At 70.8% G+C, this 25,477-nt stretch carries 22 protein-coding genes; 10 read left to right on the top strand and 12 right to left on the bottom strand.

Going from position 1 to position 25,477, the window contains the following annotated elements:
- Nucleotides 1–77 precede the first annotated feature (77 nt).
- On the top strand, nt 78–896 hold the full coding sequence (locus PZB77_RS20870) for a TetR/AcrR family transcriptional regulator (protein WP_275494139.1): 819 nt from the start codon (nt 78–80) through the stop codon (nt 894–896).
- A 468-nt stretch (nt 897–1,364) separates the two neighbouring features.
- Nucleotides 1,365–1,592 carry a MarR family transcriptional regulator gene (locus PZB77_RS20865; protein WP_275494138.1) on the top strand — a complete coding sequence of 76 codons (228 nt, stop codon included), beginning with the start codon at nt 1,365–1,367 and terminating at the stop codon, nt 1,590–1,592.
- Between the two features lie 51 nt (nt 1,593–1,643).
- Here PZB77_RS20865 and PZB77_RS20860 read toward each other — a convergent pair whose 3' ends face one another.
- Together PZB77_RS20860 and PZB77_RS20855 are read right to left on the bottom strand one after the other, a co-directional pair.
- Entirely contained in the window at nt 1,644–2,687 is a 1,044-nt protein-coding gene (locus tag PZB77_RS20860; RefSeq protein WP_275494137.1) for a zinc-dependent alcohol dehydrogenase family protein, read from the bottom strand.
- 256 nt (nt 2,688–2,943) lie between these two features.
- A complete protein-coding gene (locus tag PZB77_RS20855) occupies nt 2,944–5,172 on the bottom strand; it encodes an MMPL family transporter (protein ID WP_275494136.1) in 2,229 nt (742 codons plus the stop codon).
- 157 nt (nt 5,173–5,329) lie between these two features.
- On the opposite strand from PZB77_RS20855, the gene PZB77_RS20850 reads away from it, so the two are divergent.
- Nucleotides 5,330–6,217: a TetR family transcriptional regulator gene (locus tag PZB77_RS20850; RefSeq protein ID WP_275494135.1), complete on the top strand. Its 888-nt coding sequence runs from the start codon at nt 5,330–5,332 to the stop codon at nt 6,215–6,217.
- A gap of 702 nt (nt 6,218–6,919) precedes the next feature.
- Here the strand turns inward: PZB77_RS20850 and PZB77_RS20845 are convergent.
- Nucleotides 6,920–7,414 carry a hypothetical protein gene (locus tag PZB77_RS20845; RefSeq protein ID WP_275494134.1) on the bottom strand — a complete coding sequence of 165 codons (495 nt, stop codon included), beginning with the start codon at nt 7,412–7,414 and terminating at the stop codon, nt 6,920–6,922.
- 806 nt (nt 7,415–8,220) lie between these two features.
- On the opposite strand from PZB77_RS20845, the gene PZB77_RS20840 reads away from it, so the two are divergent.
- The 3 genes from PZB77_RS20840 (at nt 8,221) to PZB77_RS20830 (ending at nt 12,127) form a co-directional block, all read left to right on the top strand.
- A complete protein-coding gene (locus tag PZB77_RS20840; protein ID WP_275494133.1) occupies nt 8,221–8,664 on the top strand; it encodes a hypothetical protein in 444 nt (147 codons plus the stop codon).
- Nucleotides 8,665–9,369: 705 nt separating this feature from the next.
- Nucleotides 9,370–9,675: a heavy-metal-associated domain-containing protein gene (locus PZB77_RS20835; RefSeq protein ID WP_275494132.1), complete on the top strand. Its 306-nt coding sequence runs from the start codon at nt 9,370–9,372 to the stop codon at nt 9,673–9,675.
- A gap of 127 nt (nt 9,676–9,802) precedes the next feature.
- Nucleotides 9,803–12,127 carry a heavy metal translocating P-type ATPase gene (locus PZB77_RS20830; protein WP_275494131.1) on the top strand — a complete coding sequence of 775 codons (2,325 nt, stop codon included), beginning with the start codon at nt 9,803–9,805 and terminating at the stop codon, nt 12,125–12,127.
- Nucleotides 12,128–12,841: 714 nt separating this feature from the next.
- On the opposite strand, the gene PZB77_RS20825 is transcribed toward PZB77_RS20830, so the two are convergent.
- Nucleotides 12,842–14,140, bottom strand: a complete 1,299-nt coding sequence (locus tag PZB77_RS20825; RefSeq protein ID WP_275494130.1) for a citrate synthase — start codon at nt 14,138–14,140, stop codon at nt 12,842–12,844.
- A gap of 216 nt (nt 14,141–14,356) precedes the next feature.
- The gene (locus tag PZB77_RS20820) at nt 14,357–16,612 is read right to left on the bottom strand and encodes an ATP-dependent RecD-like DNA helicase (RefSeq protein ID WP_275494129.1); all 2,256 of its coding nucleotides are present in this window, start codon (nt 16,610–16,612) and stop codon (nt 14,357–14,359) included.
- A gap of 302 nt (nt 16,613–16,914) precedes the next feature.
- Here PZB77_RS20820 and PZB77_RS20815 point away from each other — a divergent pair, with 302 nt between their 5' ends.
- Both PZB77_RS20815 and PZB77_RS20810 read left to right on the top strand, forming a co-directional pair.
- Nucleotides 16,915–17,268, top strand: coding sequence for a hypothetical protein (locus tag PZB77_RS20815; RefSeq protein WP_275494128.1), 354 nt, complete (start codon nt 16,915–16,917; stop codon nt 17,266–17,268).
- 19 nt (nt 17,269–17,287) lie between these two features.
- Nucleotides 17,288–17,497: a hypothetical protein gene (locus PZB77_RS20810; RefSeq protein ID WP_275494127.1), complete on the top strand. Its 210-nt coding sequence runs from the start codon at nt 17,288–17,290 to the stop codon at nt 17,495–17,497.
- Between the two features lie 62 nt (nt 17,498–17,559).
- Here the strand turns inward: PZB77_RS20810 and PZB77_RS20805 are convergent, their stop codons facing one another.
- Both PZB77_RS20805 and PZB77_RS20800 read right to left on the bottom strand, forming a co-directional pair.
- Nucleotides 17,560–17,976, bottom strand: a complete 417-nt coding sequence (locus PZB77_RS20805; RefSeq protein ID WP_275494126.1) for a hypothetical protein — start codon at nt 17,974–17,976, stop codon at nt 17,560–17,562.
- Entirely contained in the window at nt 17,973–18,212 is a 240-nt protein-coding gene (locus PZB77_RS20800) for a hypothetical protein (protein WP_275494125.1), read from the bottom strand. Before PZB77_RS20800 ends, PZB77_RS20805 begins: the two co-directional genes overlap by 4 nt.
- A gap of 147 nt (nt 18,213–18,359) precedes the next feature.
- On the opposite strand from PZB77_RS20800, the gene PZB77_RS20795 reads away from it, so the two are divergent.
- Nucleotides 18,360–19,184 carry a helix-turn-helix transcriptional regulator gene (locus PZB77_RS20795; protein ID WP_275494124.1) on the top strand — a complete coding sequence of 275 codons (825 nt, stop codon included), beginning with the start codon at nt 18,360–18,362 and terminating at the stop codon, nt 19,182–19,184.
- Nucleotides 19,171–19,377, top strand: coding sequence for a DUF397 domain-containing protein (locus PZB77_RS20790; RefSeq protein WP_275494123.1), 207 nt, complete (start codon nt 19,171–19,173; stop codon nt 19,375–19,377). The genes PZB77_RS20795 and PZB77_RS20790 overlap by 14 nt, the downstream gene beginning before the upstream one ends.
- Before the next feature lie 41 nt (nt 19,378–19,418).
- On the opposite strand, the gene PZB77_RS20785 is transcribed toward PZB77_RS20790, so the two are convergent.
- From PZB77_RS20785 to PZB77_RS20765, 5 genes are all read right to left on the bottom strand, one after another.
- The gene (locus PZB77_RS20785; RefSeq protein ID WP_275494122.1) at nt 19,419–20,168 is read right to left on the bottom strand and encodes an HNH endonuclease; all 750 of its coding nucleotides are present in this window, start codon (nt 20,166–20,168) and stop codon (nt 19,419–19,421) included.
- A gap of 5 nt (nt 20,169–20,173) precedes the next feature.
- The gene (locus tag PZB77_RS20780) at nt 20,174–21,619 is read right to left on the bottom strand and encodes an ATP-binding protein (protein ID WP_275494121.1); all 1,446 of its coding nucleotides are present in this window, start codon (nt 21,617–21,619) and stop codon (nt 20,174–20,176) included.
- A gap of 617 nt (nt 21,620–22,236) precedes the next feature.
- Nucleotides 22,237–23,076 (bottom strand): sugar phosphate isomerase/epimerase, encoded by an 840-nt coding sequence (locus tag PZB77_RS20775; protein WP_275494120.1) that lies wholly within the window; start codon nt 23,074–23,076, stop codon nt 22,237–22,239.
- The gene (locus tag PZB77_RS20770; protein WP_275494119.1) at nt 23,073–24,215 is read right to left on the bottom strand and encodes a dihydrodipicolinate synthase family protein; all 1,143 of its coding nucleotides are present in this window, start codon (nt 24,213–24,215) and stop codon (nt 23,073–23,075) included. Before PZB77_RS20770 ends, PZB77_RS20775 begins: the two co-directional genes overlap by 4 nt.
- The gene (locus PZB77_RS20765) at nt 24,212–25,363 is read right to left on the bottom strand and encodes a Gfo/Idh/MocA family oxidoreductase (protein WP_275494118.1); all 1,152 of its coding nucleotides are present in this window, start codon (nt 25,361–25,363) and stop codon (nt 24,212–24,214) included. The genes PZB77_RS20770 and PZB77_RS20765 overlap by 4 nt, the downstream gene beginning before the upstream one ends.
- Nucleotides 25,364–25,477: the final 114 nt, after the last annotated feature.

Below are 25,477 nucleotides of genomic sequence, written 5' to 3'. Positions count from 1 at the left end.
ATGGAGTGGGGCGGGGCCGAGGGCCGCATGCGCCCGTCGCAGGTTCTGATACAAGAATACAAGGTACATTGATGCATGTGTCAAACGATGAAGTCCGGCCGCCTTCCGCGGTGCCGTCCGACCTGGTCGAGGCGGCTCTCCGCGCAGCGCGTACGCGCGGGGTCGCCGTCGCCGACGTGTCGATGCAGGCCATCGCCGCCGAGGCCGGCATCTCCCGCAGCACCCTGCTCCGCCGCCTCGGAGGCGCCCGGCACGCACTCGACGAAGCGGTCCGAGCCGCCGGTGTCGACCCGGGCGGCCAGAAGCCCGTGCGCGAACGTGCCGTCGAGGCCGGAGCGGCGCTCATCAGCGACAACGGGCTGGGCGCCCTCTCGCTCGAACGCGTCGCCGCGGCGGCCGAATGCTCGGTGCACAGCCTCTACGCCACGTTCGGGGGCCGCGACGGGATGATGCAGGCCATCTTCGAGCGGTACGGGCCGTTCGTGAACATCGAGGCCATCCTGGCGACCGGCCCCGGAGACCTGCGGTCCACGGTCCGTCGCATCTACGCGCACCTCTCGGAGGCCGTCGGCCTCGAACCCCGGGTCCTCCCCGCGATCCTCGCCGAGGTTCTGGCGCGGCCGGGGGACGACGCGACACAGGCCCTCGCACGCCACATGGTTCCGCGCCTCTACGCGAGCATCGGCACGTGGCTGGCCTCGGAGGTCGCGGCGGGCCGCATCCGCGACCTGCCGCTCATCGCCCTCATCCACCAGATGTCGAACCCTCTGCTCATGCACCTCCTGCTCCGCCCGGCCCTGGAACTCGTCCACGATCTCGACATCCCCTCCGTGGACGAGATGTGCGACGCCTTCGCCGAGGCGTTCGTCCATGCCGTGGGCCTGCCGGACTCCTGACGGGCCGGGTCGGGTCGGTCGGGTCGGGCCCCAGTCGGGTCGGGCCGGGTCGGAGTCGGGCCGGAGTCGGGTCCGGGCCGGGTCCGGCCCCGACCCCGGGCGCGGCCACCCCGAGGTCGTGCGCACCTGCCCGTCGTGTCGCGGGACCGGGAGCGCGGCGTACGCCGATGCCGCGTCACGGTCGGAGCGTCAGGGCTCCCCGCGGGTCAGAGGGGGCGGCCCGGCCGGGGGCGTGGGCGGACGGCCGATACGGGATGGTCCGTGCGGCGCTCGACGGGACGCAACCCCTTCGTCGCCGATGTACCAGTTCTGTACGACTTGCGTCACAGATGCTCGACAGGGCTCCGCATCGGGGCCTCCCGGTCGTTCGTCAGATCACCACTGACTGATCGTCAGCCGGTGCACCGCGGCGTCCCCCAGGCGTTCGTCGCCGTCGCGGTGCGGCAACGTGCAGAGAGGCGACACTCGATGACGGACAGCACGCTCTGGTCCTACAAGGACATCGCCGCGCACATCCGGGTCCTGCCGGACACCGTGCGCTCGTACCGTAAACACGGCTTCCTTCCGGAGCCGGACCGGGTGGAAGGTGGCCGACCGTACTGGTTCGCCGACACCGTCCGCCATTGGGTCGCCTGCCGGCCCAGCAACCGCCGGCACCGCCGCGCCCGGAGCGTCGAGCGGCTGCCCAGCACCTGATCACCCGCTCACCGGGCGGCCGTCCCACCGGGCGCCCGTCCGTCGCGCGCTCTACGGTTCGATGATCGTGACACCGCCGGCTCCCGGGGCGGTGCCCATCGCGGCGAGCGCCGCCGGGGCCTCGGCGAGGCCGATGGTGGAGGTGACCAGGAGGTGAGGGCGCAGGGCTCCTGTCCGGATCCGCTCCATCATCGGCGGGTAGTCGTGGGCCGCCATTCCGTGGCTGCCGAGGATCTCCAGCTCCCAGGCGATCACACGTGCCATCGGGACGGCCGGGTCCCCGGCCGCCGGGGGCAGCAGTCCGACCTGCACGTGGCGTCCCCGCCGGCGCAGGCTCCGCACGGACGCGGCGCAGGTGACCGGCGACCCGAGGGCGTCCAGCGAGAGGTGCGCACCGCCGCCGGTGAGTTCGCGGACAGCGGCGTCCGCGCCCTCCGGGTGGGCCGAGGCGTCCACGCACGCGGCGGCTCCGAACGACTCCGCCCGGCGGAGCGCGGCGGCCGACACGTCCACGGCCACCACCCTCGCTCCGGCGGCCACCGCGATCATCACGGCGGAGAGCCCCAGCCCTCCGCAGCCGTGCACCGCGACCCACTCCCCCGGCGCGACGCGGCCCTGTCCGACCACCGCGCGGAACGCCGTGGCGAATCGGCAGCCCAGCGCCGCCGCCGTGGCGAAGGAGAGTTCCTCGGGCACGGCCACCAGGTTGACGTCGGCGTGGTCCAGTGCGACGTACTCGGCGAACGAGCCCCAGTGGGTGAAGCCCGGTTGGGTCTGGCGCTCGCACACTTGCTGCGCCCCGGCGGCGCAGGCTTCGCACCGGCCGCAGGCGCAGACGAACGGGACGGTGACCCGGTCGCCGGGACGCCAGTGGGCGACACCGCTTCCAACCGCCTCGATCGTGCCGGCGAGTTCGTGGCCGGGAACGTGCGGGAGGGTGATGCCGTCGTCGTGTCCTCTCCAGCCGTGCCAGTCGCTGCGGCAGAGTCCGGTCGCCTCGACCCGGACCACCACCCCCAGCGCGGCGGGGACCGGATCGGGCACCTCGCACACCCGCGCCTCCTGCCCGAACTCCTCGAACACCACTGCCCTCATGTCCCGCCCTCCGGTCGCGCACGGCCCGCGCTGGTCCGTCGTGCCGTGTGTCCCGAGGGACGGTAACGGCTCACCAACCCGGCCGTGTCCCCTTCCGCCCGAAGCCGCCCGGAGTCGCCTGGGGTCGCCTGGGGTCGCCCCCGGGGCCGGTACACGAGGGCTGGGGTCCTGGGAGGGCCGGAGAGGCGCCGCCGATGTCAGCCGCTGGTCTCGGCCGGCGCACGGGACTGCTACCCGGCCGGGACGGCCGCGGGTGTCACCGCGCCGCCCGTTCCCCGGCGCGGTGCGGGCGGGGTACTACCGGTACCGGTACCGGCTGGGGGGCCGGCTCTCCCTCGCTGAGGCCGAATCTGCGGTGGAAGGCGCGCAACGGGGCCGGCGCCCACCAGGTGGCCCGGCCCATCACCTTCATGACCGCGGGCACCAGCAGACTGCGCACCACCATGGCGTCCATCAGCACGGCCAGGGCGATCCCGAGTCCGAGCATCTTGGTGTTGGTCACCCGCGAAATCCCTATGGCGACCATCACCACGGCGAGGATCACTGCGGCCGCCGAGATGAGTCCGCCGGTCTGGCGCAGCCCGAAGACGATGGAGCCCTCGTGGTCGGCGCTGCGGTCGTGCTCTTCCTTGATGCGGGAGAGCAGGAAGACGCCGTAGTCCATCGAGAGTCCGAAGGCGACGCAGAACATGAGCACGGGCAGGGTGGTCTCGATGTCGCCGGTGCTGGTGAAGGAGAGCGGGCCGGAGAGGTGACCGTCCTGGAAGACCCAGACGACCGCGCCGAACATCGCCGTCAGGCTGAGGGCGTTGAGCACCATGGCCTGGACGGGAATCACCACGCTCCCGGTGAGCAGGAAGACCAGGAGCAGGGTCACCACCACGATGATGCCGATGGCCCACGGGAGCCGGTCGGCGATGGCGCTCTTGGAGTCGTCGAGCACGGCCGCCGGCCCGGTCACCGAGGTGGCGACGGGCGCGTCGAGCGCACGGAGGTCGTGGACGAGCCGCTGGGCTCCGGGTCCAACGGCCTCGCCCTCGGGCACCACTCCGTAGGCGGTGAACTCGCCCTTCGTCACCGGCCCGTCGATCCGCGCCACCCCGTCCGTGGCGGCGATCCGCTCGCGGAGGGCGGCGTACTGGGCGGTGTCGGCGGATCCCTGGGCGAGCAGGGTGAGGCCACCGCCCGGGGCGCCCGGGAACCCCTCGCGGATGTGGTCCTGCACCACGCGGGACCCGGCGTCGGCGGGTAGTTGCCGGTCGTCGGCCGTACCGAACTTCACGCCGAGGAAGGGCAGCCCCAGCAGGACGAGGGCGGCCGTGGTGACCAGGGCGAACACAGGGGCGCGGCGCATCACCAGGGTGGCGAGACGGGCCCATCCCCGGCCGTCCGCCGCGGGCCGGGCGGCCCGGGGGCGCCTCCGGCGGCTCAACGACCGCCTCAGGTCCAGGGCGTTGACCCGGGGGCCGAGCAGTATCAGCGCGGCCGGCAGCAGCACGAGGGCCGCCGCCGCGGCCAGGAGCACCACGGCGATTCCGGCGTAGGCGAAGGAACGCAGGAAGTACTGGGGGAAGACGAGCATCGCCGAGAGCGAGACCGCGACGGTGAGCGCGGAGAAGAGCACCGTGCGCCCCGCCGTACGGAGGGTGGTGCCGACCGCCGAGCGGGGGTCGGCGCCGGCTGCCATCTCCTCGCGGAAGCGGCGCACGATGAACAGGGCGTAGTCGACGGCGAGGCCGAGCCCGAGGGCGGTCGTGAGGTTCTGGGCGAAGACGGAGACCTCGGTCAGCTCCGTGATGCCACGCAGCACGGCGTTGGTCCCCAGGATCGCGACGATGCCCACGCCGAGAGGGAGCAGGGCCGCCACCGCGCTGCCGAAGACCATCACCAGCAGGACGAGGGTGACCGGCAGGGCGACCAACTCCGCCCTCAGCAGGTCCTCCTGGATGATCGACTGCATCTCGTGGCGCACGGCGACCGGACCGCCGACCGAGACCTTCACCGGCCCGCGCTCCCCTTCGAAGAGGGGGGTGATCCGGTCGAGCGTCTCTCCGGCGTCCTTCTCCTCGCCCGTGATGCGGGCGGCGATCAGCGCCTCGTGTCCGTCCCGGGCACGCAGGCCGGGTGCGGAGGTCTGCCAGTAGGAGCCGACGCCGGTGATTCCCGCCTCGGCGGACAGGCGGTCGGTGAGGCGGGAAGCCTCGGCCGCCACCGCCGGATCGTCGACCGAGGCGCTCCCGCTGTCGATCAGCAGCAGGAGATTGGGCTGCGAGGCGGGGAACTCCCGCTCCAGCACCCGGGTCGTCCAGGTCGATTCGGCGTCCGGGGCCTCCCAGCCCCCGCCGGCCATCCGGTCGCCCACGCCGCTCCCCGCGAAGACCGCGAGGGCGGTGAGAACGAGCGCCGCCAGCAGGGCGAGCCGAGGGCGCGCCGTCACGAGACGGGTCCAGCCACCGAGCCGCTGCGGGCCCTTGACGTCAGGCATGGTGCGGCGCCCCCTCCACTGGACCCGGACTGCTTGGGCAGCACGGATCAGCCATTGCCACGTAGACTGGCAAACACGAGTGGTCGCTCGCGTTTCTCAAGAATGCGAGCACTCGCTCGTGTTTGTCAATCACTCTCAGGAGGGCTGGGGATGAACCATGTCTGAGGCCGGACCCGAGCGGATCGCCGCAGCGGGAGCGGAGAACGCGGCCCCGACCGGAGCGCCCTCGCCGACGGGGCCGGAGCGGAGCGGCACCCCGGACGAGCCCGGAGCCCCGGCGAATCCCTCTGCACAAGGAGGGTCCGGGAGGCCCGGCGATCCCGCGGCGCCGGGAGGATCCGGGACGCCGACCGGGAGCGCGCCCCACAGCACGGGCTCCTCCGCCCGGCCGGACGCGGACCGGAGCACCCCGCGCCCCCGCCGCCGCCAGGCGCGGGGCGAGGCCCGGATCGCCCAGTTGCTCGCCGCCGCCGCCGACGTGTTCCGCACCCAGGGCTACACCGCCGCCAGCACCAACGCCATCGCCCGCGAGGCGGGCGTCTCGCCCGGCACGCTCTACCAGTTCTTCCCCAACAAGGAGGCGATCGCCGTCGAGCTCGGCGACCGCCTCCTGCACCGGTGGCAGGAGACGTACGGCGAGGCCATCACCCAGAGCCACACCGAACTCGCCCTGGACCGGATGCTCGACCGGGCGCTCGATCCACTGATCGCCTTCAACACCGAGAATCCGGCGTTCTGCGTGCTCATGCTGGGCGGTGAGGCGCCCGGCCGCCTCACCGAGAAGCACGATCTCGTCCACGACGCGATGTTCACCCGCGTGAAGGCGTTGCTCGCCGGCTACCTGCCGGAGCTTCCCGCCGCACAGATACAGCGCGTCGCCACCATGGTCTTCCAGCTGTTCAAGGGCGGGATCGACCTGATCCTGGCGCACGAGGACGAGGAGCGGGAGGCGTACGCCCGCGAGCTCAAGACGGTGATGTTCCGCTACCTGAGGCCCCTGCTGGACGAGGCGAACCACCTTTCGCGCGGCTGCGGCCCCGCCTGACCGCGCGGCACGGCACGACCGCGGCGCGTTGGCATATGCCTTGGAACAGCCCAAAAGGTGCGACGACATGCACCACCAACGACTGCCACGCGTTCCCGACACGCCCTCCGGGCCCCGACTCGGTCGGGGACCGCGGGCGTGGGCGATCCCGCCCGCCGTGCCCGCGTCCGGCGCGCGGCCCGCCCGCCCATCGGCGGTTCTCCACGCTCCGGCCCCAGTCCTCTCGCCTCCCTCTGCCCCGGAGATCCAGGAGCCCTCGCCGCAGGCCGGCACCACCCCCGGGCCGTGGGAACTTTTCGGCCGCCCTGCGCGCCCTCTCCCCCTCCGCCTCCCGGCCCCGCGATCCCGGCCGACAGCGGCAACGGGGCGAGGGCAGCAGCAGGATCGGGAACAGGGGGGTGCGGAAGCACAGGCGGATGAAGCGCTACCGAGCGCGAAGAAAGGTACGGCTCGGGATGGCCGCCCGACCGGTCCAACGTCGCTGACGACCGGTCCAACGTCGTTGACGATCAGTCCCACGTCGCTGACGATCAGTCAAACGTCGGTGTCGCAGGACACCGTCACCGTGACAGGTGTCCCGACTGGTCAGGTGCCCCGTCCCGAAGGATCTGGTTCCCGTCTCAAGTGATCCGGTCCGTTTCGCCCTTCGTCTCAAACGCCCTGGCTCGCCGAGTGCCGATCGGACCTCCAGGCTGGACCACCTCACAGACACATCCAGCAGTAGAGCTGCTCGTCGGCTTCAAGGGCCCTCCTCGCGAGGCGGATGAGTTCTTCAGCCACCGGCTGCATGTCTTGGACGCGCGCTCCGTGCAGCTCCTCCGCTTGGACCCACCTGGCGACGATGGTCGGCACTTCGGAGTCGCGTACAGCCGCCAGAGTGTCCCGTACCGGGGGACTGAGTTCGGATACCCACGGTCCCGTCACCCACGGGTCGTTCTCGTCCTCGATGCCGTCAGGGCCGGGCACCGGGGAGGTCGGCCACAGGATCACCACCTCGACCAGGTCCACCCGCCACCGGACCTGCCGGATGGCAGCGATCAGCATCGCCAGGACAACGGTCGGATCCACGTGCTTGGTCTCCACCCCATCGACGACGGGGGGCCCTGCGCTGAGCGGGGACCCACCATCCGCCCGCTTGAGCTCCTCCACGACCGATGCCGCGTCAACCGCTCGGAAGTAGTCGGTCAGAGCGCCCATTGCTTTCCTCATCAGTTTTCAGTTCGTGGGCAGGTAGTGGATCAGGCACCGCCCACGGTACGAGGGGCGGCCCAGATCGATTGACAGCAGGTTCGGCATCCACGAGCGCCGAACCCCATCGTCCGAGAAACCGCCTCGCAGGGCGTCTCGAACGAACCGGTCCGGTCGCCGCAGGTCACCACCCGACCCTCGGACCAAATTCTTTGAGACGGGACATCAGGGGGCAGCTCGCAGCTTCAACCGTCGCTCATGCCTGAGTTCCTTCGACACGAGCGAGGAACGTGGCGAGCGCACCGGCGGCTTCCGGCTCGCCGATGGCGAGCCGGGCCACGAGTGCCGGCTCGTCGGCGTCGGCGCCGGGGACCAGGTGGGCGAGTTCGGCGAGCAGCGCGGCGTGCGCGAGGACCGGCGGGGCTCGGTCTGCTCCCGGGCGCCGGGTTCGCGCAGCGCCTGGAGCTCATCGGCGCCGCGCCCACCTGGTCGATGCGTTCCCACTGCGCGAGTTCCGCGGGGCCGCGTACGCCGTCGGCCAGGTCTTCGTGCCGGGACGCCTTTCGTGCGTCGAAGCGTGCTTTCCATGGTCGTCGCCCCAAAGACCTCCGGAGCGTGCTTGATCGGGGGTGACTCCGAGGGCCCCGTCTACACTGCGGACAGCTCCGGTCGCGCCTCCGCCAAGGGCATCGTCTCGAGCGGAGGCGGTGGGGGCGGCGACCACAGTGCCGTCCTGTTCGATCCGTGCGAAATGATCTTCACTGACATCGGGCCGGCCGACAGCGCGCTCCCCGGACTGGTGGCGAGGTACCGAGATGAAGAGAATCACCTTCTCCGCCCTGCTCGCGGCGTCGCTTCTGACGGGCTGTTCGCTGAGCGAGGACGAGCCGTGCACCCTCCTCGACGCGAAGTCCGAGGTCTCCCTGCTCTGGCGCGCCGCTGACTTCGGCGCAGCGGACGCGGCCACCTTGCGTCTCTGTGTGGGCAAAGTCTGTGAGCAGCGCCGGTCCGGAGGCCTGGACCGGCCGTTCAGCTCCTTGTCGGTCCCGCTCCCCGACGCGGACGGGCCCGGGCCGGTCCCCGTACGGCTCACCGTCACCACCACCGCCGGTGGCAAGGAGACTGTCACCGACTCCGCCGAGGCGACCCTGGCGGAACAGAACCCCAACGGCAGAAACTGCGGTCCCACAGTCTGGACCGCCACCTTCCGGGCCGAACCCACCGGCCTCACCGACCCCAACGGGTTGTCTCTCCAGTAGCCGGCCCGGACATCCATGTACACGGGCCACTCCGGAATCTCCCGGAGGGGCCTGTTCAGCTGTTCGGGGTCACGTTTCGTGCGCGGCGGACGGGTACCGGGGTGTGACCTCACGTACCACCGTGATGGCCTCGGGCATCTCCCATGACCAGTCCCTCGATGGGGTGCTTCCGCGTCATGGGGGGTCAGTTCGTCCGCGGCGTCGATCACGATGCCGCCGGTTGTGGCTGCCTTCTCACGGGCCTTGGCCCGGATCTGCCCGAACATGCTCATCGCCTGCGCACTCCCCTACCCGCCGGTGTCGGTGTCGGTGTCGGTGTCGAGTGACGGTGCCGTCCTTGGTGGGCCGGGCAAGGTTGAGCTCCGGAGCGTTGAACCTGTCCCGGACCTCCTTGCCCCACAGGACGGACCGGGCGCCCCGTGCTTGCCCACGCCAGCCTTGTTGCCCAGCTTGAAGCCGCCGGGAAGCAGGAGAGAACACACCACACACCCCCGGGAGGTTTCATCCCCGCAGCGAGTCGCTCGCCTTGATACCCCCTAGGGGTATAGTCTGGAGAGCGAGGCAAGGGGGCTTCGGGCCGTTCCCGGACACGCACCGGGTACCCGGCCCCCCGCAGAGAACGTCCGCATGCCGATGCGCGGCGCTCCGACCGCCGGTTCCGCCGGGGTCGCCGCCCGTGCGGCATCCGATCAGAGGAGAACGCCCATGACCGCCCAGACCGAGACCCCCCGGGCCGCCGGCTCCTGCTGCTCGTCCGGAGCGGACCACGGTGCCGCTCCCACCGGCGTGGCGATCGACACGGTCACCGCGGTGTACGAGGTGACGGGCATGACCTGCGGTCACTGCGAAGGCGCCGTCGCGGAGGAGATCTCCGCCATCGACGGAGTGACCGAGGTGAAGGCCGTCGCCTCCACCGGGCAGGTGACCGTCTCCTCCCGTGCGCCGCTGACCGAGGAGGCCGTACGCGCCGCCGTCGACGAGGCGGGCTACGAGTACGTCGGCAGGGCCTGACCCCAGCGGGACGGCGGGCCGGCCGCACGGCAGCGGCCGGCCCCTCCCCCTTCGATTCCCCGGGCCGGACGCCACCAGCGGACACTGGTGGGGTACGGCCCGAAGTGCTCTTCCCAGGAGTTCGGACATGGCCAGCATCACCACCGCCCAGGTTCCGGCCGCGGAGGTCTCCGAGACCGAGCTGACGATCGGCGGCATGACCTGCGCCTCGTGCGCCGCACGCGTCGAGAAGAAGCTGAACCGGATGGACGGTGTCACCGCCACCGTCAATTACGCGACCGAGAAGGCCCGCGTCTCCTTCGGTCCCGGCACGGACCTGGCCGACCTCGTCGCCACGGTCGAGCGGACCGGTTACACCGCCTCGCCACCCCCGCCCCCGCCCTCGCCGGAGGCCGTCCGGTCCGCGGGACCGGACGAGTCCGCCCCGGCCGACCACGGCGGTCCCGACGCCGGTCCCGACGCGGACGGGGTGAGCGACACTGCGGACGGTCCGCTCGCGGCCCTGCGGCAGCGCCTGGCCGTCTCGGCGCTGCTCTCCGTGCCGGTGGTCCTACTCGCGATGGTCCCCGCCCTCCAGTTCGACAACTGGCAGTGGCTCTCGCTGACCCTCGCCGCACCGGTGGTCGTCTGGGGCGGGCTGCCGTTCCACCGCGCCACCTGGACCAACCTCCGGCACGGCGCCGCCACCATGGACACCCTGGTCTCGGTCGGCACGCTCGCGGCCTTCGGGTGGTCGCTGTGGGCGCTCTTCCTGGGTGACGCCGGCATGCCCGGCATGCGGCACGGCTTCGACCTGGTGGCCTCCCGCGCCGACGCGTCCTCCGCGCTCTATCTGGAGGTCGCCGCCGGGGTGGTCACCTTCATCCTCCTCGGCCGCTACCTGGAGGCGCGGTCCAAGCGGAAGGCGGGTTCGGCGCTCCGGGCGCTGATGCACCTCGGAGCCCGGGACGTGGCCGTTCTCCGTCCGGACGGTACGGAGATACGAATCCCGGTCGCCCGGCTCACCGTGGGCGACCGCTTCGTCGTGCGTCCGGGTGAGAAGATCGCCACGGACGGCACGGTGACCGAGGGCGGGTCCGCCGTCGATGCCTCGATGCTCACCGGGGAGTCCGTACCGGTCGACGTGGGTCCGGGCGACACCGTCACCGGCGCCACGGTGAACGTCTCGGGGCGGCTCGTCGTGGCGGCGACCCGGGTCGGAGCGGACACCCAGCTCGCCCGGATGGCCCGGCTGGTTGAGGACGCCCAGAACGGCAAGGCCGCCGCGCAGCGCCTCGCCGACCGGATCTCGGCCGTCTTCGTGCCCGTCGTGCTCCTGATCGCGGTGGCCACCCTCGTGACGTGGCTGCTGGTGACGGACGACGTGACGGCCGCCTTCACGGCCGCCGTGGCCGTGCTGATCATCGCCTGCCCCTGCGCGCTCGGGCTCGCCACTCCGACCGCCCTCATGGTCGGTACCGGACGCGGTGCCCAGCTGGGCATCCTGATCAAGGGCCCCGAGGTCCTGGAGAGCACCCGCCGCGTCGACACGATCGTGCTCGACAAGACCGGCACGATCACCACCGGGCGGATGACACTCCGTGCCATCCACACCGCTCCCGGGACCGACGAGAACGAGGCGCTGCGGCTGGCCGGGGCACTGGAGCACGCCTCCGAACATCCGGTCGCCCGCGCGGTGGCCGGCGCGGCTGCCGAGCGCTGGGGCACCCTGCCCGTTCCCACCGGTTTCGGCAACGTCGCCGGGCTGGGCGTGCGGGGCACGGTGGACGGGCGCGCGGTCCTCGTCGGCCGCCCCGCACTCCTCGTGGACGCCGGGATGGCGATGCCCCCGGCGCTGGAGTCGGCGCTGGCCGGGGCCACCGGCGGTACGGCGGTGGTGGTCGGATGGGACGGCGAGGTCCGCGCGGTGCTGGAGGTCGCGGACACCGTGAAGGAGAGCAGCGCCGATGCGGTCGCCGAGTTGCGCCGGCTGGGCCTGCACCCGGTGCTGCTGACCGGTGACAACCGGGCCGTCGCCGAGTCCGTGGCGCGCGCGGTCGGCATCGACGAGGTCTACGCGGAGGTGCTGCCGCACGAGAAGGTGGAGGTAGTCCGGCGGCTCCAGGCGGAAGGCCGGTCCGTCGCGATGGTGGGTGACGGCGTGAACGACGCGGCCGCGCTGGCCACCGCGGATCTGGGGCTCGCGATGGGCACGGGGACGGACGCGGCGATCGAGGCGAGCGATCTCACACTGGTACGTGGAGATCTCAAGGTGACGGGGGCCGCTATCCGGCTCTCGCGGCGTACGCTGTCCACCATCAGAGGCAACCTCGTCTGGGCCTTCGGGTACAACGTGGCTGCCTTGCCCCTTGCTGCGTTCGGCCTGCTCAACCCGATGATCGCGGGAGCCGCCATGGCGTTCTCGTCCGTGTTCGTCGTGACGAACAGCCTGCGCCTGCGCTCCTTCACGTAATTTCCACACCGAGATCTAGATCACATCGATGTGAGGGTAACCATTCCATGGGTTCGTGAGTCTTAGAGTGCGATGCCAAGGATGTCTTGGGGGACGTCCGGTGAAGTGTCTTGGGGGACGCTTCACGGCACGCGTTGGCCGGGGCACGTGCACCGGGGAGCTTTGAGCGGCCCTCCCGTACGTACCCCGGCGGACCGCAGCAGGACCAGGGGAGTCAGGCCTCCCCGCAGACGCCCGGCCGGATCCCGTGGGGGGAATCCGCTCCGGGATATGGGAAGCGCCCTGTCCGTCGACCCGTGGGGGGATCGGCGGCGGGGCGTTTCTCGCTTTCCGGGCCGCATCCGGCCCCGCCCCGGCACCTGTGACGGTGCCGGCGATGCCGTACCGGCCGGAACACGGGCTACGCCCGAAGCCCCGCCCACCCCTGGATCCCGCCCCGCATCGCCGGATGCCCGCACGTCCCGGAACGCCGAATCGCCCCGGACGCCGCGCTCCCTGGAGGGCGCGGCACGCGGGGCGAAGGCAGTCGGCCGGAGGGGGCCGGGTGGTGCGGGTGGTGCGGTTGCCGCAGGCGCGGCGGTACGACGGGTACTACGGGACCTACGGCGGCGCCGGTATCCCGGGTACGACGTCGGGCCTTACGGGTACGGCGCCACGCGGCTCACTCGCTCATCGCGCCGTACCAGTGCGACCGGCCACCTGTGAAGGCTCGGGTCAGCGGCCCTCGACCGGGACGAAGTCGCGGAGGACCTCACCCGTGTAGATCTGGCGCGGGCGGCCGATGCGGGATCCCGGCTCCTTGATCATTTCGTGCCACTGGGCGATCCAGCCGGGGAGGCGGCCGAGCGCGAAGAGCACGGTGAACATCTCGGTGGGGAAGCCCATGGCGCGGTAGATGAGACCGGTGTAGAAGTCCACGTTGGGGTAGAGGTTGCGCGAGACGAAGTACTCGTCGGAGAGCGCGTGCTCCTCCAGCTTGAGCGCGATGTCGAGCAGCTCGTCGGACTTGCCGAGGGCCGACAGGACGTCGTGCGCGGCAGCCTTGATGATCTTGGCGCGCGGGTCGAAGGACTTGTACACCCGGTGGCCGAAGCCCATCAGGCGGACGCCGTCCTCCTTGTTCTTCACCTTGCGGATGAAGGAGTCGACGTCGCCGCCGTTGGCCTGGATGCCTTCCAGCATCTCCAGCACGGACTGGTTGGCGCCGCCGTGCAGCGGGCCCCACAGCGCGGAGATGCCGGCGGAGATCGAGGCGAACATGTTCGCCTGCGAGGAGCCGACCAGACGCACGGTGGAGGTCGAACAGTTCTGCTCGTGGTCCGCGTGCAGGATGAGCAGCTTGTCCAGCGCCGAGACGACGACCGGGTCCAGCTCGTACTCCTGGGCGGGGACCGAGAAGGTCATCCGCAGGAAGTTCTCGACGTAACCGAGGTCGTTGCGCGGGTAGACGAACGGGTGACCGATCGACTTCTTGTACGCGTACGCCGCGATGGTCGGGAGCTTGGCCAGCAGGCGGATCGTCGAGAGGTGGCGCTGCTCCTCGTCGAACGGGTTGTGGCTGTCCTGGTAGAAGGTGGACAGCGCGCTGACGACCGAGGAGAGCATCGCCATCGGGTGGGCGTCACGGGGGAAGCCGTCGAAGAACCGCTTGACGTCCTCGTGCAGCAGGGTGTGCTGGGTGATCTCGTTCTTGAAGGTCGACAGTTCGTCGACCTTCGGGAGTTCACCGTTGATCAGCGTGTACGCGACCTCAAGGAAGGTCGAGCTCTCGGCGAGCTGCTCGATCGGGTACCCGCGGTAGCGGAGGATGCCCTGCTCACCGTCGAGGTAGGTGATGCCGGATTTATAGGCGGCGGTGTTGCCGTAGCCGCTGTCCAGCGTCACGAGACCGGTGTTGGCCCGCAGCTTCCCGATGTCGAAGCCCTTGTCCCCGACGGTGCTGTTGATCACCGGGTAGGTGTACTCGTCATCGCCGTACCGCAGTACTACAGCGTTGTTGGTGTGCTCGCTCACGTCATCCCTCACCGACGTAGTGCCTCTTCTTCGAGGTGCCCTGACTGTCTCAAGGTGCCCTGACTGTCTCCACCCTCCCCCATTTGGCTCAGGAGAGTGCACTCGGGGTCGTCCATTGGACCTAATGGCGGCACTGAGTGCCGCCAACTTAGTCATCCTGCCCCGTCCCCTGCGGATCCGGAAGCCCTCCGTGATGTTTCCCACCGATTTGATCGATCATTTTTTCGGTGGGTCTTCCTCGGACCCTCCGCGAAGCCGGAAATCCAGTGCCGTGAAGCGCCTCCCGGCGGAAACCGTGCGGACCGCCTGACCGATCGCCTTCCGCGAACCGACGAGGACGACGAGCTTCTTGGCCCGCGTCACCGCCGTGTAGAGGAGGTTGCGCTGGAGCATCATCCAGGCGCTGGTGGTGACGGGGACGACGACGGCCGGGTACTCGCTGCCCTGGGAGCGATGGATCGTCATGGCGTAGGCGTGCGCCAGCTCGTCCAGCTCGTCGAAGTCGTAGCCGATCTCCTCGTCCTCGTCGGTGCGCACGGTCAGCCGCTGCTCGTCGGTGTCGAGTGAGGTCACGACGCCGAGGGTGCCGTTGAAGACACCGTTCTCCCCCTTGTCGTAGTTGTTGCGGATCTGGGTCACCTTGTCGCCGACCCGGAAGACCCGGCCGCCGAACCGCTTCTCCGGCAACTCGGGGCGGCCCGGCGTGATGACCTGCTGGAGCAGGGTGTTGAGGTGACCGGCGCCGGCGAGACCCCGGTGCATCGGGGTGAGGACCTGGATGTCGCGGCGCGGATCGAGGCCGAACTTCCTCGGGAGGCGGCGGGCGGCCACGTCCACGGCGAGCACCCCGGCGTCCTCCGTCTCGTCCTCCACGAAGAGGAAGAAGTCGTCGAGCCCGTGGGTGAGCGGGGGCTGGCCGGAGTTGATGCGGTGGGCGTTGGTGACCACGCCGGAGTGCTGGGCCTGGCGGAAGATGCGGGTCAGCCGGACGGCGGGGACGGGTCCGCCCTCGGCGAGCAGGTCCCGCAGCACCTCGCCCGCGCCGACCGACGGCAACTGGTCCACGTCGCCGACGAGCAGCAGGTGGGCACCGGGCGCCACCGCCTTCACGAGCTTGTTGGCGAGGAGCAGATCGAGCATGGACGCCTCGTCGACGACGACCAGATCGGCGTCGAGCGGACGGTCCCGGTCGTACGCGGCGTCGCCGCCCGGCTTCAGTTCCAACAGCCGGTGCACGGTGGACGCCTCGGCCCCGGTCAGCTCGGAGAGGCGTTTCGCGGCCCGCCCGGTGGGAGCCGCGAGCACGACCTTCGCCTTCTTCGCGCGGGCCAGCTCGACCACGGAGCGTACGGTGAACGACTTCCCGCATCCCGGTCCGCCGGTCAGCACGGCCACCTTCCGGCTCAACGCGAGCCGGACCGCCGCCTCCTGCTCGGGCGCGAGGGTGGCGCCCGTCCGCCGCGCCAGCCACTCCAGCGCCTTCTCCCAGTCCACGTCCCGGAACGCGGGCATCCGGTCCTCCGGAGTCCGCAGCAGCCTGCGCACCTGCCCGGCGAGGGAGAGCTCCGCCCGGTGGAACGGCACGAGGTAGACCGCCGTCACCGGTTCCCCGCCCTCCGGCGACGGCACCTTCTCCCGTACGACGCCCTCCGGGTCGGCGGCCAGTTCGGCGAGGCAGTCGATGACCAGCCCGGTGTCGACCTGGAGCAGCTTCACCCCGTCCGCGATCAAACGTTCCTCGGGGAGGTAGCAGTGGCCCTGGTCGCAGGACTGGGAGAGGGCGTACTGGAGTCCGGCCCGCACCCGTTCCGGGCTGTCGTGCGGGATGCCGACCGCCTGCGCGATCCGGTCGGCGGTCAGGAAGCCGATGCCCCACACGTCGGCGGCCAGCCGGTAGGGCTGGTTCTTCACGACGGAGATCGACGCGTCCTCGTACTTCTTGTAGATCCGCACGGCGATCGAGGTCGAGACCCCGACCGACTGGAGGAAGATCATGACCTCCTTGATCGCCTTCTGCTCCTCCCACGCGTCGGCGATCTTCTTCGTGCGCTTCGGGCCGAGCCCGGGAACCTCGACGAGCCGCTTCGGTGCGTTCTCGATGATGTCGAGGGTCTCGGTGCCGAAGTGGGTGGTGATCCGGTCGGCCATGACCGGCCCGATCCCCTTGATCAGCCCGGAGCCGAGGTAGCGGCGGATGCCCTGGATGGTCGCGGGGAGCACCGTCGTGTAGTTCTCCACGGTGAACTGCTTGCCGTACTGCGGGTGCGAGCCCCAACGCCCCTCCATCCGCAGCGACTCCCCCGGCTGCGCGCCGAGCAGCGAGCCCACCACGGTGAGCAGATCGCCGCCGCGCCCGGTGTCGACGCGGGCGACGGTGTACCCGTTCTCCTCGTTGGCGTACGTGACCCGCTCCAGGACACCTTCGAGGACGGCCAGGTGGGGTGGGGTGGGCGGAGTGGGCGCGGAGGGCATGGACCGACGGTATCGGGCGACGCCGACAGCGCGCGGGGAACGTGCGTGAGCCCGGCCGGGGCGCTCCGGCCGCGCCGGGCTCACGGGTCTGCGGGCTCATCGGCGTGCCGACCCGTGTTCGCCGACACCCCGGTGAGGTGGCGGCCGGTGGACCCGGTCCCGCCCCGGCGGTTGCGGCCGGGAACTCACCCACACCAGAACCGAACTGGCGTATGAAGCGTCACTAAGCTGCGGAACCGACCCACGCTGTCGCCGTCTCTCCCGCACGGCCCGGCACCACTCCTTGCCGTAGAGGACCCGTCATGCCCGTTCGCCGAACGCCCCTCCGCCGGATCGCCGCCCTCGCCGTGGCGCCCTTCGCCGTACTGCTCCTCACCGCCTGCGGCGGGAACGATGTGCACGGGACGATCACGGAGAAGGAGTACAAGGCGGCCACCACCACGTACACCGACGAGGCGGTCACCCGCAGCCAGTGCTCCACGACCAGGAAGAACGGCAAGAGCAAGAAGTCCTGCCACAACGTGAAGACCGGTGCGACCAAGCGCGTCGCCCACCGCAAGGACGAGTGCTACCAGATCGAACTGGACAACGACGCGCACGAGTTGTGCATCTCGAAGAAGAAGTGGAACAAGGTGCGCGTCGGCGACAAGTGGTGACCGGGGTTCACTCGGCACCGTGAGGGACGCGGACCCGCTGCACGGGTTCGGCGCCCGGGGCATCGAGGTGCACCACCGAGGTCACGTCCGCAGCGAGGTCCGCACCGCCCGGCTCACCGAGCCCGTCCCCCGGCAGCCGACCGCCGTCCGGATCGGCAGCGGCCACACGCAGCAGCTCTACACCTGCCCGGCAGCGCCGGAGCATCCCCACACCGAGCTGATGCAGTAGCCGCCACGACGACACCGGGTGCACCGCCGGTGTGCCACGGAGCGGCGGCTGACCACCGGTATTCAGGTGTCGGAAGGGCTCGCGGACGGCGGGAAGCCGGTTCCGACGGCATCGTTGAACTCCACCGCGTCGGCGACGTCGTAGGCGTCGCCGGTTTCTTCCCCCCGGCCCGCTCCGGCGTCACGGTAGGAGTCCAGCCGCGCGCCCCGGCTCTCCGCGACGCGTTTGATGTCCCGGAGCGACTCGCTGAGCCGGTTGGCGAGGAATCGCAACTCGGCCCCGGTGACCCGCTGGTCCGCCAGCAGCGCGGTGGCGTGGCCGAGCAGGTCGCCCGCCATGCCGAGCTGGACGCTCTCGATGTTGTCGGCGAGCCGCGAGACGTAGCCGGTGCCGTCGCCCCGTACGTAGGCCGGCTTGCCGCCGGCTCCGGTCCAGGGCAGCAGCCGGAAGGTGCCGCCTGCGCGGTGCACGCCGGTCATGCCGCGGCTCCGGCGACGGGGGTGGAACGGAGGGTGGCCATGAGCCGGTCGGCACGCTGCTCGTGCGCCAGGAGGTAAGGGCGGACGAGTGCGTTGTCCTCGCCGCGCAGCGGACGCCCGCCGGTACGGCGAGTGGTCGGACCGGACGGGTGCGGGCGGGGGCACCGAACGGCGGCCGGAGCGGGGCTCACCAGCCACTTCAACGAACCGGTGACCCGGCGGACGAGGTCCTTCATCTCTGTGTTCTCTCCTTCTGATGACCGACAGCCACGAACGGGTGCGTTCCGTGGTGAATCCATCACAGAGTGAGGTCGCGGGTGGCTACTCTGCCAGGGGTTTCGGCTTGACAGCCCGCCCGTCAGCAACAGGGGAGTTGGTACCGCATGACAGTGGACCGGAAGCCTCGGACTCCGAGGCAAAAGTACGGGGAGGAGCTGAGGCTGCGACGGATCGCTGCCGCCCTGACGCAGGAGGAGTTGGGCGAACAAGTAGTCTGTTCGCCGACGCTGATCAGCCACTACGAGGCGGGACGACGCCTACCGAAACCTGATGACGCGCAGCGGATCGACATCGCGCTGAGGTCTGACGGGTTCTTTGTCAGGTGGCTGGAGGACCTGGAATCGAAGTATGCCGACTACTTCGCGACCGTCGCCGAACTGGAGAAGGAAGCCACTGAGATTCGACAGTACGGATCTCAACTAGTGCCTGGCCTCCTTCAGACGCCCGAGTACGCACGCGCGGTGTTCAAGTCCGCACGGACGAATTTCACTCAGGACGATCTCGACACCGCGGTGACCAACCGTCTGGAGCGCGGGATGCTGCTTCAGGGCACGTCCGGTCCCATTGCCTGGACGTTGCTCGACGAAGCAGTACTCAGGCGACGCGTCGGCGGCCACCGTGTGATGGCTGAGCAGTTGCGCAAGATCGCGGACATGGCCGACTGCGGTCGCCTCCGGCTCCACGTTCTGACCTTCGAGGTCGGCGCGCATGCGCTGATGGAAGGCATGCTCTACCTGCTGAACTTCACGAACGCGGCGCCCGTCGCGTACGTCGAGGGCCTCTACACGGGCAATCTGCTCGACGACCGCACACAGGTCGAGGCTTGCCACACGGACTACTCTCTGGCTCTGGGAGATGCCGTTTCGCATCTGGATTCAGTGGCACTGGTCAGGGCCATCGCGGAGGAACACGAACATGCACAGCGCTGATGAGACTTTGACCGGCTGGTACAAGTCGAGTTACAGCGGAGCCAATTCGGGCGAGTGCCTCGAGGTCGCGAGCGGCCACACCCTGATCCCCGTTCGTGACAGCAAGACCGCTGACGGCCCTGTTCTGCTCTTCTCCGCCCACGGCTGGTCGACGTTTCTCGACGCCGTAAAGAGCAGCGGTCTCAGCGCCTGAGATCGCCGTTGCTCACCTACTCCCTCGCCACGGTCGCATCCTCACGCCCGCGCCAGAAAGCTCGCCCGCAACTCCGGTTCCCGCAGCAGTGCCAGAGTCTCCTCCTCGCCGTCGAAGAGCACGTCGGCCGCCGGGTGTCCGGACTGGTGGAACATCGCGGCGAGTACGTCCGCCAGCGGGCGGTCCCAGGCGACGCGGGCCACCTCGTCGGCTTTGGTGTGCTGGCCCCGGTCGGTGGCGATGCGCCAGAGTTCGACGGACTGCTTGGCCGTCGCGTAGGCGGTTCGGCGGCCGGCGACGAGGACGCCGCGCCGGTTGAGGCCGAACACCTCTATGCAGGCGTCGCCCTGCGCGCTGAGGCCCCGGTACGTACAGAGCGGCAGCACGAGTCGCAGGTGGTGCAGGGGGTCGTCGAGGGTGGGGTCGAGGAGGAGCGGGCTGCCGTCCCGGGGGGAGCGCGGAAACAGGTCCCGTTTCTGGTTGCTGTTGCAGTAGGAGCAGGCGAGCAGGTAGTTGGTCCAGTCGAAGGTGCGCAGCGGCGCCTGGCTCTTCGGCTCGAAGTGGTCGATATCGGTGCCCTGGCTGTCGCCGCAGTACATGCAGCGTTGGTGGCCGGGTGCCATGCCGGTGAGAGCGGCGAGCACTCCGGGGCGCACCCGTCGGCGTACGGCGAAGCGGCCCCACAGACCTATCGCGGTGGCCTTGCGGTCGGACTCCGTCGTGTCCGCGATCTGCCGGGTGTACGTCGCCAAGTGTTCCTGGGTCTCCAGGGGCAGTTCGGAGCGGACCATCCGGATCACTTCTCCTCGCCGGCCTCTCCGCCGTCCTCGCGAACGCCGCCCCCGGAAACGCTGCCCTCGGATCCGTCGTCATGGACCTGATCGGCGATCCGGTAGAGCCGGGCGGAGACCTCGTGGGCGCGGGCCGTCGGGGAGCTGGTCAGGAGGCTCTTCAGCTCTTTGTACCGGGCGACGGTCTCGGGTGAGGTGTCGCCCTCGTACACCTTGGACTCCAGGGCCACGAACTCCGCGCGCGCGTACTCGGCCCGTTCCGAGTACGGGGTGTCGAGGCCGAAGAGGTCGGAGAGGACCGCGTCGTCGCCGCTGCCGTAGACGACCCGTTCGTACAGGTCCTCCGGTACCACTTCGGGAGCGGCTCCCTCGTCCACGCCGGGCAGCCGGATCAGGCCGCCGGGGTCCGCGGCCTGGCAGATGTACGGGCTGTGGGTGGTGACGATGAACTGGATGTTGGGGAAGTGCGTGGTCAGCCAGGGTCCGATGCGGCGCTGCCAGGAGACGTGGAGGTGGGCGTCGATCTCGTCGATGATGACGACTCCGGGGACCTGGAGCGGGCTCGGGCCGTCGCCGCCGCCTCCCAGCGCGTGGTCCCCGAAGGTGTCGTGGATCTGCTTGAGCAGGTCGACGACGAGGGCGGCGACCGTACGGAACCCGTCGCTCATCTCCCGCAGCGGGAAGCGGTGGCCGCCCCGGGTGACCCAGAGCCCTTCGGAGTCGACATCCTTGATGCGGTAGCCGTCCGGGAGGAGACCGTCGCCGAGGACGGACAGGGCGGCCTCCTTGAGGGCCGACGCGCCCTCCCGGCCTTCGAGCGCGCGCAGATGCTGCTCGATCAGCCAGGCGACGCCCTCCGCGAGGGAGGCGTCCTCGTGGAAGAGGCTCGCCTGCCGGGCCACCGGTCCCGAGGCCAGCATCAGCCGCTGTACGTCGCCCGAGCCGCCGGCCATCCGCCGGAAGGGGCCGTAGGCGGCGCAGAACCAGCCCACCGGGTTGTCGGCCCACGGCCCGCGCTGGGCGGCGCTGGCGCTCTGGGTACGGGAGTTGTTCCGGATCTCGCCCAGCGCGGGCTGCGCGCTCTTGCGCCCGGTCGCCGACGATTCGCCGGGGGGCGTCCAGCGCAGTCCGGTGCCGAACTTGTTCTGGGTGCGGCCCGAGGCGGTGAACTTGTCGAAGTCCTTGTCCCGGATGATCTCCGCCGAGGCGCTGCCCGACTCCGCGCCGCGCGTGACCCAGTTCTCGAAGCCCTGGACCAGGCCGCGGGCGGCCACCGGTCCGCTCAGGGCCAAGGCCAGGGCGCGCAGCAGGGTGGTCTTCCCGGCGCCGTTGCGGCCGGCGAGGACCGTCCACCCGGCGTGCGAGCCGTCCGGGCGGGTCAGGGTCAGGTCGACTTTTCGCGGTCCGTCGAACGACTTGATGTTCTCGATGGTGACGCGGGAGACGTACATGGCTGCTGACGGTTCCTTCCGGGACGCGAGAGTCCGTGTCGGGCAAGGAGTGGCCGGCGCGGGGTGGTGTCGGAGGGGTGGACCTCGGTGGCCTCGTCGCGGCGGGGGCGGGCGGACCCGGTGGGGGCCCGGTGCGCACGGGAGGGGTGGGCGTCCGTCCGAGTTTACGAGGCACGGGGCGCGGTGGTGTAGCCGTCGGCGCACCGGAGATGTCGCACGCGGGCTACCCGCCGGGAGAAGCCGAGGGCGGACAACGGCCCCGGGCGGGGAGGGCGGCGACGCTGCTTCCGGAAAAACGAAACGGGCCCGGCCTCGCGGCCGGACCCCTCTCGTTTTCCCCCCGTCGGGCCTTCCCGTTCCCCCCGGACCCCTCCCCCGGAAGCCCCGACGCACAGTGTGACCGGGCAAGGGGGCCAAGGGTTGCACGCCTTGACCATTCCTTTGCCATGATCCTGGAGAGCGCTCCCACAGGCGCGATCCGCAGCGGGATCCGGGCCGGATCCCACTGCGGGTCCAGGGCGGATCCCGCTACGGGATCCGGGCCGGACCCGCCGCGGATCCGGGCCGGCGGATCCCGCCGGGGACCATGATCCGGATCCCGGCGCGGCGGCCCGCTCTCAGCAGGCGTGCTCGCGGAAGCGGGCGGCCACTTCGGCGAGGACGTCGCCGCCGTCGCGGGCCCACAGCTCCTCGTTGAAGATCTCCACCTCGATCGGGCCGTCGAAGCCCGTCGCCTCCACCCGTGCGCGCATCGCGCGGAAGTCCACGCTCCCGTCGCCGAGCTGACCCCGGCCCAGCAGGACACCCGCGGGGAGCGGGGTGATCCAGTCGGCCAGCTGGAAGGAGTGGATACGGCCACCGGCACCGGCGCGGGCGATCTGCGCGGGAGCCTGGTCGTCCCACCAGATGTGGTACGCGTCGACGACCACGCCGACCTGCTCGGCCGGGAAGCGTTCCGCGAGGTCCAGCGCCTGGGAGAGGGTCGAGACCACGCACCGGTCGGACGCGAACATCGGGTGCAGCGGCTCGATGGCGAGACGGATCCCGCGCTCGGCCGCGTAGGGAGCGAGTTCGGCGAGGGCGTCGGCGATGCGTTCGCGGGCCCCGACGAGGTCCTTGCTGCCCTCGGGCAGGCCGCCCGAGACGAGGACCAGGGTGTCCGTGGAGACGCCCGCCGCCTCGTCGATCGCCGCCCGGTTGTCGTCCAGGGCGCGGGCCCGTTCCACCGGCTCGGTCGCGGTGAGGAAGCCGCCCCGGCAGAGGCTGGTGACGGTGAGGCCCGCGTCGGCGAAGAGCCGGCCGGCGCGCTCGACGCCGTACTTCTGCACGGGCTCGCGCCACAGGCCCACGTGGCCGACGCCCGCCTTCACGCATCCTTCGGCGAGCTCCTCCAGGGACCACTGCCTGATGGTCTCCTGGTTGATGGACAGACGGCCGACGCCGGTCCCGTCGCTCATCGGGTTCCTCCCTGGACGGTGAGCAGGGCCCGCATCCGGCTCTCCGCGAGCTCCGGGTCGGGGAACAGGCCGAGGCGGTCGGCGAGTTCGTACGCCTTGGCGAGGTGGGGCAGCGAGCGGGCCGACTGCAGGCCGCCGACCATCGTGAAGTGCTCCTGGTGCCCGGCCAGCCAGGCGAGGAAGACCACGCCCGTCTTGTAGAAGCGGGTGGGCGCCTGGAAGAGGTGGCGGGAGAGTTCGACCGTCGGGTCCAGCAGGTCCCGGAAGCCCTGGGTGTCGCCGGTGTCGAGGACCCGTACGGCGTGCGCGGCGAGCGGGCCGAGCGGGTCGAAGATGCCGAGGAGGGCGTGGCTGAAGCCGCGTGCGTCGCCCGCGATCAGCTCGGGGTAGTTGAAGTCGTCGCCGGTGTAGCAGCGGACGCCGCTGGGCAGCCGGCGGCGCACGTCGATCTCGCGGGCCGCGTCGAGCAGCGAGATCTTGATGCCGTCGACCTTGTCCGGGTGCTCGGCGATGATCTTGAGGAAGGTGTCGGTGGCCGCGTCGAGGTCCGACGAGCCCCAGTACCCCTCCAGCGCCGGGTCGAACATCGGGCCCAGCCAGTGCAGGACGACCGGCTCGGTGGCCTGGCGCAGCAGGTGGGCGTAGATGTCCGCGTACTCCTCGGGCCCCCGGGCCACGGCGGCGAGCGTGCGCGAGGCCATCAGGATGGCCTGGGCGCCGCTCCCCTCGACGAGGGCGAGCTGCTCCTCGTACGCGGCGCGGACTTCGGCGAGGGTGGCCGGTCCGGTCAGCTGGTCGGTGCCGACCCCGCAGGCGATCCGGCCGCCGACGGCCTTCGCCTCGGCGGCGGAGCGGCGGATCAGCTCGGCTCCGCCGGCCCAGTCCAGGCCCATGCCGCGCTGGGCGGTGTCCATCGCCTCCGCGACCCCGAGCCCGTGCGACCAGAGGTGGCGGCGGAAGGCGAGGGTGGCGTCCCAGTCGATCGCGGCGGGCCCGTCGGGGCTGACGTCGGCGTACGGGTCGGCGACGACGTGGGCGGCGGAGAAGACCGTGCGCGAGACCAGAGGGGAGCCGCCGGGGGCCAGGTCCAGGGGGGTGGTGCGGGGCTCGTACGCCCCGTGCGGGAGGTGGATCGTCACAGGGTCAGCTCCGGTACGTCGAAGCGCCGGCCCTCGGCGGCCGACTTGAGGCCCAGCTCGGCGAGCTGCACGCCGCGGGCGCCGGCCATCAGGTCCCAGGCGTACGCCTCGTCGAGGACGACGTGACGCAGGAACAGCTCCCACTGGGCCTTGAAGCCGTTGTCGAAGGTGTCGTTGTCGGGGACCTCCTGCCACTGGTCCCGGAAGGACTCGGTGACGGGGAGGTCGGGGTTCCAGACCGGCTTCGGGGTGGCCGAGCGGTGCTGGACGCGGCAGTTGCGCAGGCCGGCGACGGCACTGCCGTGGGTCCCGTCGACCTGGAACTCGACCAGCTCGTCGCGGTTGACGCGCACGGTCCAGGAGGAGTTGATCTGGGCGACGGCGCCGCCCTCCAGCTGGAAGATGCCGTACGCGGCGTCGTCGGCGGTCGCGGCGTACGGCTTGCCCTGCTCGTCCCAGCGCTGCGGGACGTGCGTCTGGACGTGCGCCTGCACGGTGGTGACCTTGCCGAACAGCTCGTGGAGCACGTACTCCCAGTGCGGGAACATGTCCACGACGATGCCGCCGCCGTCCTCGGAGCGGTAGTTCCACGAGGGGCGCTGCGCCTCCTGCCAGTCGCCCTCGAAGACCCAGTAGCCGAACTCGCCGCGCACGGAGAGGATCTCGCCGAAGAAGCCGCCGTCGATGAGGCGCTTCAGCTTGAGCAGGCCCGGCAGGAAGATCTTGTCCTGGACCACGCCGTGCTTGATGCCGGCGTCCCGGGCGAGACGGGCGAGGTCGAGGGCGCCCTCCACATCGGTGGCGGTGGGCTTCTCGGTGTAGATGTGCTTGCCGGCGGCGACCGCCTTCTTGATCGCCTCGACGCGCGCCTGGGTGACCTGGGCGTCGAAGTAGATGTCGATGGACTCGTCCGCGAGGACGGCGTCCAGGTCGGTCGACCACTCGGTGAGTCCGTGCCGGGCGGCCAGCTCCTCCAGCGCGTGGGCGCGGCGGCCGACGAGCACCGGCTCGGGCCAGAGCACGTCCCCGTTGCCGAGGTCGAGGCCGCCCTGCTCGCGGATCGCGAGGATCGAGCGCACCAGGTGCTGCCGGTATCCCATACGACCCGTCACGCCGTTCATGGCGATGCGCACAGTCCTGCGTGTCACGAAAGTTCCCTCCGTACTGCCGTAGCAAGCGCTTTCTATCGTGTAAGAAGCTAGCCTGCCGACAGCGGCCCGGACAAGAGGGGCGCCGTGACCAACCTCCGAGGAGAACCGACA

Origin of the sequence: Streptomyces sp. AM 2-1-1, from assembly GCF_029167645.1 — a bacterium.
Classification (GTDB): domain Bacteria; phylum Actinomycetota; class Actinomycetes; order Streptomycetales; family Streptomycetaceae; genus Streptomyces.
Note: the sequence above shows the minus strand (reverse complement) of the source record. Positions and strands in the feature narration are given on the sequence as shown.